We start from the raw sequence: 5,665 nt of genomic DNA, 5'->3' as shown, positions 1-5,665 counted from the left end.
AATAATAATACCAATGTGCAAAGAACAAAAAAACGACTGATGTTTTGTAGGCTATCCTTAGCCACATAAATACCGATACTAACCATTAGGACCTTAGTAATCCATTGCGGGGTATACGGCAATAACCATTCAGAAACAATATTGCTATATAATGACAATACAATACCACTTACAATAATAAAGTAGATCACATATAGAAGACATACAGCACCACCTATTTTCTTCCCTAGCAATAAATTTATAACTTCAAAAAAATGTAGTGATGGAAATTTTCTTGCAAGAAGCCAAATAAGTAAAATGATGACTTCAATAATTATTCCAGCTAATAATACAGAGAGCCAACCATTATACTTTGCTGATTGATAGCTTTGGTACGGCAATGTTAAAATTGCTATACCTATTTGTGATTGAATAATTATATTAAAGAATTGGGTCTTACTTATTTGTTCCCTAGCTGTCATTATTATCCCACCCTCTATTTTTATTTTGCCTTTTTACTTTCTTAGGGTTAGCATCTAAAGAACGTTTGCGGAACAGCCAATTTGGAAAGCGAATCATAGTATCTTTCAAATTCGTTACATGTATTGGTGCAACCGGTGCAAGATACGGCTTCCCATACGATTCTAATTTACATAGATGCATTACTACAAACATCGTTGAAAAAATAAGTCCCACAAACCCTAATGTCGCAGCTGCAATCATAAAAGGATAAGCTAGTGACCGAAGTGAATTACTCATCTCGTAAGATGGAATCGTAAAAGATGAAATAGCCGTGATTGCGATAATAATAACCATAATATTAGAAATTAATCCGGCTTTAATGACAGCGTCTCCAATAATTAATCCTCCAACAATACCAATGGTTTGACCAATTGGAGTTGGTAAGCGAACGCCTGCTTCACGAATAAATTCAATCGTGATACCCATAATAATAGCTTCAACTAATGGTGGGAACGGGATTCCCTCTACGGAATTCTTCACTAAAATTACAATTTCATTTGGAATAATTTCAAAATGAAAAGCGATTGTTGCAATATAAATAGCAGGAAAACTAATTGAAATGACGAAACTAATCATTCTTAATAAACGATAAATCGTCGCAGTGAACACTCTCGAACTATAGTCATCTGGAGATTGAAAAAAAGCAAAAAATGTTATCGGTAGAATCAATGCTTCTGAGCACCCATCAACCATGAGCATAATCCTAGCATCAAGTAAATGAGCCATTCCACGATCAGGTCGCTCCGTATACAAAGTATGTGGAAAAGGAGAAAAAGGCTTATCTTCAATAAACTCTTCTAAAAACCCTGGAGTAAAAACCATATCGGTAGAAACATAATCTAGTCTTTTTTCTACTTCCTTAAGTAAGTTTGGGTCTACTAAATCATTCATATAAAGTAAAGCAACCCTGGTCTTGTCCTCTACTCCCATTTCTTTATATTTAATCGTTAATTGACGACTTTTTATTCTTTTTCTAACCAGATTTATATTTACACCGAGGGTTTCTACAAACCCTTCATGTGATCCTCTAACTACCTTTTCACTGTCTGGTTCATCAGGAGAACGATTTGTTGATTTAGAAGCATTTATTAAAAAGATCTCTTTTTCCTTATCAATGATCACAACGCTTATTCCTTTGTTAATCATGTCTACAGCTTTATTTAAATCATTTGATTTCTTCAAATCAGGAATCGTTATTACATTTTCTAAAGGTTCCTTGTCATGATTTGCTAAAGGTAAAAATAGCCCATTTGCTATTATTTCGGAATCACATATTGTATCAATATAAACGACTGCAGCATTCAAGTTGTTATATTGGAAATATCGTGTTTGTAAGTCAGCTGTGTTGTTATAACTTTCTTTTATATATGTAAGATTTTCCTCTAGATTAGGAAAAACTGGCTTATAATCACTTGATTCATTTTCAACAAAAAATGTTTTTTTCTTTCGCTTAAAGAACATCCATAATCACTCTTTCCGAATTGTTGATTATATAATGTGGATTAATAAGCAAATTATGCAAAACATACTATTATTTCTATACAAAAAAGTACTACGTCGCGTAGAAGTAGTACTTTGATTTACATTTATTTAACTTCAATATTGCTTTCACTCTTAGTCTTTTTACCATTAAAGATCAATTGATCAAGTGCAAACATTTTGCTACCATTTACCATTATTACTAACGACATTGCTAATAATGCTAAATCTAATTCATAACCTGCCCCTTGCCCATTACCTAAAAAGCCCGCTTGAAATTTAACTTTAATAATTGCTCCAATCATTAACAATGCGAATAAAGCTGAAACAAATCTACTACCTAATCCAACAATTAATGCAATACCCCCTACAAGCTCTACCAAACCAGCTCCATATGCTAAAAACCCTGGTAGACCAATACTTTCAAACCAACCAACTGTATTTTCAATTCCACCTTGAAATTTTGCTAATCCATGGATCAAGAAAGTTATCCCTAATACCACTCGTAAAATTAGTGTACTTACTTCATATTTTTTAATCATTTTCCTTTAACCTCCAAAATTTAATATTAATCTCATCCAAATTGCCAAACGCTATGACTTAAGTTTCCATAGCGATAACTACGATGTAATAATGTTGCCTTTTGCTCGTCATCAGCTGCACCCATAGCGTAGAAAATAGGTATGAAATGTTCTGTTCCATATGGAGGAACAGCCAAATCAGCTTCAGGTGCTAATGAATGATAGTCGAGGAGCGATTTAGTATCCCAATTTTTCAAATGCTTCTCTAACCACTCATCGAAGGCAAGTGCCCAAGACTCTACTTCCCCATTATCTTTCCACTTCAACGCACGAAGATTGTGGACAGTACCTCCACTTGCAATAATCATGACGTCTTTTTGTCTAAGAGATGACAATGACTTACCGATTTTATATTGTTCTTCCGGAGAAAGATTTGGATTAACAGACATAGCGATAACAGGAATTTCAGCATTCGGATAAAGCGCTCTGAGAACTACCCACGATCCATGGTCCAGACCTCGACTAGTTTCCCTTTGGAATGGTATACCTTGTTTAACAAATAATTCTTCAATTTCTTTTGAAATACCCTTTTCTCCTTTGGCCGGATATTGGATGTTATACAAAGCTTCTGGAAAGCCTCCAAAATCATAAATCATATTGTATTCATCGATATCACTTACATGTTGGATTGTAGATTCCCAGTGAGCAGAAAATACAACAATCGCTTTTGGTCGTGGTGAAGAATGACCTAACTCCTTAAGAAATTCTGTATACTCATTGTTTTCAATTGCTAAAAGCGGTGCTCCATGAGCAATAAAATAAGATGGCATCATATTCTTAACTCCCCTTTTTTAAATTATTTCGCATCAAAGTATCCACCCTATGTTGATATAATAAATATTTCAAATAAGAATATAATATTCATATTAAGAAACTATTAAACAAAAAATAAAAACTTGAAACTCGACATATTTTGTTTTCTAATATGAATATTTGTTGTTTAAAAGATAACAAATATAAAGTTAGATTGTCAATAGTTTTTTTGCTATTATAGAACTATATTTTCTATAAGGAAACATTTGAGGTGGTTAATTTGGATATTGGGTCTAAAATTCGCGCTATACGAAAACGAAAAAAAATAACGATTGCGCAAATGTGTGAATCAACAGGATTATCAAAAGGTTTTATTAGTAATGTCGAAAACAATAATACTTCCCCGTCCATTAGTACATTGCAAACAATTGCAAGTTATTTAAAAGTTCCATTACCTTATTTATTATTAGAAAAAGAACAACATATGAAAGTAATTAGAAAAGACTCTCGAACAAATACTTCATACAATGGTTTAAAAGTCGAGCATTTAACTTCTAGAGCAGGGTTAAAAATGATGATTGTAGAATTTCCACCAGGAACATCAATAGGAGAACCAAATGCACACCAAGGTGAAGAATGCCATTTAGTACTTGAAGGAAAGGTACTTGCTGAACAAGGAGAAGATTCTGTCATTATCGAAGAAGGTGATTCTTTCAGTTGGAATGCGAGTGTACCACATTACGTTAAAAATATTGGAGATACTAAAGCTGTTGTATTGATTTCTGTTTATTCGGATACTGAACTTGGGGATATATTTTAAACAGTGATCAGGATTATTGATATGGTCAATACAGTTAAGAAGAATAGGCTATTACCAATTTGCTAATAGCCTATTCTTTTCTATATGAATTCTTCTAAAGTTATATAAGTTTAAATGTTGCTTAATTCAGAAACCGATTATTACAACATAGCCCCATCTATTTTTTATCTAGCTCTTTTTCCTTGATGTCACTATATTCTGGATACGCTTTTAACCAATGAAATGGTTGTAGTTCCTCTAGGGTTTTAAAAATTAATTCATCCTTATCATTCGTTACAGCTGCTTTAACATTTTTACCCCAATATACTAGACGTTCTTGACAAACTCCACAGGGCGTTAAAATTTTAAACGGTGAATTTTCATCATCTCGTACTACACAAATTGTATGAGTAATAGCTGTATTTAATTTGTGTGCTTCTAAAATCGCTCCAGTTTCAATACATAGCTCTGTAGAAGCATTAACAACTTCTGGTGCAACACTTGTTAAAATTAAATCATTTTCTGTATACATAGCTGCTGCTCCACCCCATCCTTTTGGGTATCTATTTTTAATTAACTGAATTGCAGCTTCATATAATTTTTGTTCTATACACATTTTCATTACTCCTTACTGCCCAAATTTAATTAATATCAAAATACTCTTATCTTTTATAACCATCTATAGGAATACTATTATATATTTTTTTTGCCTATTTTCGTAATAAACACAAATTTTTTTATACTGTCAGAATAATATGAAATGCAAATCAAGCTTCTGGTCTTTACTCTCCCCTTAATCCCTCTAACAGTGCTTTTGTGAATTTCCTACTTTCCTTTAATAAATCGTAACCAGAATCAAATAGTAGCCAATCGTATAAGGTTCCTCGCATTGTACGTGTAATAAGCATTGTAATTTCACTAGAGTCCAATGATGATGTTAATTCTCCAGATGCTTGTCCTTTTTTCACTATACTGTGGACGATTTGATAAAGTTCTCTGTCGGTATCAGCAAAGTAATTATCTTGATTAGGAATGAGCCCGCTCATATAAACCGACCTCATTAATTCTTTCCCTAGTGAATCTTTTAAAAAGATCATCTGCGATTCTATTAATCTTAATATCTTTTCATGTGCACCCAAATCTTGTGGTAAAGTTTCCATAAAACTCGTATAAAAACCATCAATTTCTTTAAATTTTTCAATGAAGATTTCATACTTCGATTGAAAATGGACATAAAAAGCACCCTTAGATGTACCGCTTACACTTGCGATTTCATCAATCGTAACATGATCAAACCCCTTCTCACTAAATAATTCTAATGCAGTATTTAAAATTTTTTGCTTCGTTATTTGCGCTTTTTTTTGTCTATTCGTTAATTTTGACATATTATTCTCCTCTTTATTACTTAAACAAGTTACCTATATTATAAAAATAATTGACATTGGTAAAATATAACTATAAAATATAGACTATAGTTTTTGACTGTAGTTTGTCAAATTATCACATGAAATATAAGCGTTTATAAGGAAAGGAGAGAGTCATAGATTGGATA

Annotated in this window: 7 protein-coding genes; 1 reads left to right on the top strand and 6 read right to left on the bottom strand. The window is 32.5% G+C overall.

The features are described 5' to 3' along the window. From V7014_RS25970 to V7014_RS25955, 4 genes are all read right to left on the bottom strand, one after another. Positions 1-461, bottom strand: a 461-nt coding sequence (locus V7014_RS25970; RefSeq protein ID WP_335511819.1) for a GerAB/ArcD/ProY family transporter, incomplete at its 3' end; no start/stop codon positions are given. Further along, on the bottom strand, positions 451-1,962 hold the full coding sequence (locus V7014_RS25965) for a spore germination protein (protein WP_335511817.1): 1,512 nt from the start codon (positions 1,960-1,962) through the stop codon (positions 451-453). The genes V7014_RS25965 and V7014_RS25970, both read right to left, overlap by 11 nt. Before the next feature lie 125 nt (positions 1,963-2,087). Then, positions 2,088-2,522, bottom strand: coding sequence for a DoxX family protein (locus V7014_RS25960; protein ID WP_335511816.1), 435 nt, complete (start codon positions 2,520-2,522; stop codon positions 2,088-2,090). 32 nt (positions 2,523-2,554) lie between these two features. Further along, positions 2,555-3,334: a DODA-type extradiol aromatic ring-opening family dioxygenase gene (locus V7014_RS25955; RefSeq protein ID WP_335511814.1), complete on the bottom strand. Its 780-nt coding sequence runs from the start codon at positions 3,332-3,334 to the stop codon at positions 2,555-2,557. A 260-nt stretch (positions 3,335-3,594) separates the two neighbouring features. On the opposite strand from V7014_RS25955, the gene V7014_RS25950 reads away from it, so the two are divergent. After that, the gene (locus tag V7014_RS25950) at positions 3,595-4,134 is read left to right on the top strand and encodes a helix-turn-helix domain-containing protein (RefSeq protein ID WP_335511812.1); all 540 of its coding nucleotides are present in this window, start codon (positions 3,595-3,597) and stop codon (positions 4,132-4,134) included. A gap of 157 nt (positions 4,135-4,291) precedes the next feature. On the opposite strand, the gene V7014_RS25945 is transcribed toward V7014_RS25950, so the two are convergent. Together V7014_RS25945 and V7014_RS25940 are read right to left on the bottom strand one after the other, a co-directional pair. Next, positions 4,292-4,729, bottom strand: coding sequence for a cytidine deaminase (locus V7014_RS25945; protein ID WP_335511810.1), 438 nt, complete (start codon positions 4,727-4,729; stop codon positions 4,292-4,294). A gap of 166 nt (positions 4,730-4,895) precedes the next feature. Beyond that, positions 4,896-5,498: a TetR/AcrR family transcriptional regulator gene (locus V7014_RS25940; protein WP_335511808.1), complete on the bottom strand. Its 603-nt coding sequence runs from the start codon at positions 5,496-5,498 to the stop codon at positions 4,896-4,898. Positions 5,499-5,665: the final 167 nt, after the last annotated feature.

Source organism: Bacillus sp. JJ722, assembly GCF_036963345.1.
Classification (GTDB): Bacteria; Bacillota; Bacilli; order Bacillales; family DSM-1321; genus Bacillus_AD.
Note: the sequence above shows the minus strand (reverse complement) of the source record. Positions and strands in the feature narration are given on the sequence as shown.